This window comes from Herbiconiux daphne, from assembly GCF_024979295.1.
GTDB classification, from domain to species: Bacteria; Actinomycetota; Actinomycetes; order Actinomycetales; family Microbacteriaceae; genus Herbiconiux; species Herbiconiux daphnes.
In genome coordinates, this window is record NZ_JANLCJ010000031.1 from 1 (window position 1) to 3,830 (window position 3,830).

Annotated in this window: 7 protein-coding genes; 6 read left to right on the forward strand and 1 reads right to left on the reverse strand. The window is 28.4% G+C overall.

The genetic code is table 11. The features are described from left to right. The coding region (locus N1032_RS22180; protein ID WP_259542399.1) for a hypothetical protein at positions 1-604 on the reverse strand (604 nt) is incomplete at its 3' end. Positions 605-822: 218 nt separating this feature from the next. On the opposite strand from N1032_RS22180, the gene N1032_RS22185 reads away from it, so the two are divergent. From N1032_RS22185 to N1032_RS28465, 6 genes are all read left to right on the forward strand, one after another. Beyond that, a complete protein-coding gene (locus N1032_RS22185) occupies positions 823-1,029 on the forward strand; it encodes a hypothetical protein (protein WP_259542401.1) in 207 nt (68 codons plus the stop codon). Between the two features lie 39 nt (positions 1,030-1,068). Beyond that, a complete protein-coding gene (locus N1032_RS22190) occupies positions 1,069-1,266 on the forward strand; it encodes a hypothetical protein (RefSeq protein ID WP_259542403.1) in 198 nt (65 codons plus the stop codon). Between the two features lie 760 nt (positions 1,267-2,026). After that, a complete protein-coding gene (locus N1032_RS22195) occupies positions 2,027-2,263 on the forward strand; it encodes a hypothetical protein (RefSeq protein ID WP_259542405.1) in 237 nt (78 codons plus the stop codon). Between the two features lie 13 nt (positions 2,264-2,276). Further along, a complete protein-coding gene (locus N1032_RS22200; protein ID WP_259542408.1) occupies positions 2,277-2,558 on the forward strand; it encodes a hypothetical protein in 282 nt (93 codons plus the stop codon). Positions 2,559-2,926: 368 nt separating this feature from the next. Then, positions 2,927-3,202: a hypothetical protein gene (locus N1032_RS22205; protein WP_259542410.1), complete on the forward strand. Its 276-nt coding sequence runs from the start codon at positions 2,927-2,929 to the stop codon at positions 3,200-3,202. A gap of 129 nt (positions 3,203-3,331) precedes the next feature. After that, positions 3,332-3,571 (forward strand): DNA polymerase, encoded by a 240-nt coding sequence (locus tag N1032_RS28465; RefSeq protein ID WP_407933068.1) that lies wholly within the window; start codon positions 3,332-3,334, stop codon positions 3,569-3,571. The last annotated feature ends 259 nt before the right edge of the window (positions 3,572-3,830 follow it).

Genomic DNA, 3,830 nt, shown 5'->3' on the forward strand with positions numbered 1-3,830 from the left:
AACTAACAATTAACAGAGTTGCCATTGAAGCAACAAAAGAGGACTTGGAAAAGGCACTAATTGAATATCTAAAAGGAGATAAATAATGTCCAATACAATGTATAAAAACATGAAACTTAACGATGAGTATTATACTCCAGGAGCATCTCATGGAAAAAACTAAACTTGAATTATTCAAAGAACTTATTGTCGAACTAACAGAAAACAAAAAGGCATATGAAGCCATTAAAGAACCTGCTTTAAAGGCATATGAAGCGATTGAGCAACATGCCTGACAAGAATACTTAGCTATTAAGCAACATGCCTGACAAGAATATGGAGCTATTAGGCAAGCTGCCTTAAAAGCATACTTAGCGATTGAGCAACCTGCCTGACAAGCATACTTAGCTATTAAGCAACCTGCTTGAGAGGCATATGAAGCAATAAAAGAACCTGTTTGAAAGGCATATAAAGCCATTGAAGAACCTGCTTGAAAGGCATACCAAGCAATAAAAGAACCTGCTTGAAAGGCATACCAAGAAATAGAAGAACCTGCTTTAAAAGCATACCGAGAAATAGAAGAACCTGCTTGAAAGGCATACAAAGCAAAGGAAATAGACATCATAACTAACTACAAACAATTATTCAAAGATGTAAAGGAGTAATAATGAAACTAACAATTAACGGAGTTGCCATTGAAGCAAAATTTATTGACCTTGAAACGCGAGACAAATTAGTAATTATGTTCGGCTACTATAAATGAATATGGATTAAGTCAAATTACATTTTTGTTATGCCAATGGAATGACTTATTGAAATTCCAAAGATTATGGGGTGGGTGTAATGACAATCTACAATAAAAAAATAAGAGAAAAACAAGTCCTTAAAAATAAGTTATTAAAGCTATGTCAATCAAAATATAAAGAAATGACAGCTGCTGAAAAATTAGTTAGTGAGTTAATATTTAAAAATAATGTTGATATCTTTAATGATTCAATAAATGTGTTTGCATGTAAGTGCACTGTAACAGTCTCAACAATTAATAGATGATCTAAAACTCTTGGATTTGATGGATTTAAAGAGTTGCAAATGTACTACAAAATACTTTTAAATAGAGATGTTCTTGAAGTTTCTAAACTTGAATATGTACATTCTTCAAATGTACAAAATGCTATAAATGATATTGCACAATATCTTTCTGATCATGATGATAAATTTGCTCTTGGAATTAAAAAAGCACTTGATCTTATCGAAGAATATACTAAAATATCACATGAAAATGACTAAAAAAGAAATTAAGAAGTTGTTTGATAAAACAAAACCACTTAAAAAATATAAATTAAATTCAGTGTATTTAAGGCAAGTTAAAGGTATTAAATTTTGAGAAGTTACAGGTGAAAAATATCCATTTTTAAGAGTTATCATTAATAACAATAAAATTCACGTGTATGAATCAATTACACCAATTATCTTTGGCAATTGAAAAGAAGGTAATAACGATGATAAATGAGTTGATTCTTACACAAGAGGATCATATGTCAATAATCGCCATTTAGAAAGTTGACGTTGGGAAAAATTTAACTTTGTTGGTAAAGCTAAAAATTTCTATAATAAATCAACAGAGCAATTGTTTAATGATGCACCCATCATAGATGTTTCAAAATGGGAGACAATTATTTCAAATAATCTTATTTGAAGAGACTACAAATATCTTATCTTCATTGAATCAACACATCTTGGTATTGGAACTGCAATTAAACTTTTAAAACATCTTGAAAAAATAAATTACGACTGTGATAATCGATTCAGCATTTTTATGTTTAGAGAAACTAAATCATTATACAAATCTGTTTTTGGTGTTGAGATGCCTTATTCATTATATTTTTGAGATAAATTACCTTGACTTCATGATTTTCTCATTAAAACAAGAAATAATAAATCTAAATCTGAGCAAATTAGATTGAAAAGACAAGTTAAATGACAACAAGAAAAATGAGATAGTGTTTCAAAAAGCCAATATCAATTCAATTTAATTAAAGGTAATGAATTGACAAAACTAGGTAAAAAATATGGTAACTGCATTAGTACTAGTCATGGAGAAATTTGGGAAATAACAGCACCTAACTTTGAACTTGGCATTGTTGCTGAATTTAAAGAAAATAAATTGATTCAGGCATATTACGCTCAAAATAAAGAAATATCAATTGGTATGAAAGCGTTTATAATTAAAAAATTAAAGGAGATGACAAATGGAAATAAAACTACCTCTAAAATGAGAAATTAAGGAATCAAAGCTAATGGATGGGTCTAAGTGTTATTATTTATATAACACTTCAGAACATAAATGTTTAGTTATTTTAAAAGCTGGTCTTTATCAATTAAATGACTATCCTAAAAATGAAATAATTGAATTAGCTAATTTGCTAGGTTTAAAAACTCATAAAATTAGAAATTACTATATCGATAAAAAGACTGGTAGAAAAAAATATAAAATTGATATTGTTGTTAACAACATTCAAAAAGATGATGTCACTATTCATTTAAAAGAAGTTTTAAATGCTCTTTTGGAAAGTCTTTAATGTATTTTGCTGATTTTGAGACGACTACAGCTAAAGTTAATCCTGATAAATCTTGAGTTTATATTTGGGGATTGAAAGGAGCTGAAGAAGATTCTGAATTTGTATATGATGTTTCAATTGAAAGTTTTATCGATTACATCTTTGAGAATAAGATAAAGCAAATATTCTTTCACAATCTTAAATTTGATGGAAATTTCATCTATAAATGACTTCTGTCAAATGATTTTAAGTATGTGCATGATGAAAAAGGTGTTGAACTTAAAAATAATGAATGAAGTTGAATATGTGATGATCGTGGGAATATATATTCAATATACATTAAAAAAGATAATTTTGAAGTTGCATTATTATGTTCTTACAAATTGCTTATGGAAAGTGCTGAAAAACTTGGAAATACTGTTGGTGTTGAAAAGCTTACAAAACAAATGGATTATGATGCTTATTCAAAATTTAATTCTAAAGATGAGGTTCCGAATGAACTACTTGAATACTTACAACATGATATAGAAATTATTAGAAGAGCATTTGTAAAAGTTGATGAGGTGTATTCAAGAAAGATGACGCGTGCTTCAACTGCATATGATGATTTTAGAAAATTCTATGGGTCAAGAAAATTTGCAAATGATTTTGGTGGTAAGGTGTGAAATTATCAATCTGGAGAGTTTGAAGAAAAATCTATCTTCACATTTGAAGAATGAAAGCTAGTTGCCAAATCTTATCAAGGTGGTTATACTTATTGAAATCCTAAATTTCTCGGTAAAAAGTTAGAAAATATTGACGGTCACTCATATGATGTAAATTCATTATATCCATCTGTGATGATGAATTTTAAATTGCCATATGGTAAATTGCTTAATTACAAACCTAATTGTGATCATGACACTCTTTATGTTGTACATGTGTACCATGCTGAAATTAAAGATACTTCTTTACCACTTATTTTTAAAGAAAAGTCAAAGAAAGTAAATGCTAACTATCTTTCACGTGTTGACATGGAAGAAAGAGTTATGTGAAAAGAAGATTTGGAATGACTTATCAAATATTACAATATCGACTATTCAATTTATAAGACTTATTATTTTAAGAAAAAATATATATTTAAAGATTGAGTTGATGAAAAACAATGAAATAAAATTAATGCACCTTCTGAAGTTGAGAGAAATTTTCATAAAGGAATTTTAAATTCATTATATGGAAAATTTGGTGAAGGCGCTGTTGTAGGTGAACGTGTTATTGTTGAAGACTACACACCAATTGAAAAAAGAAATAAAG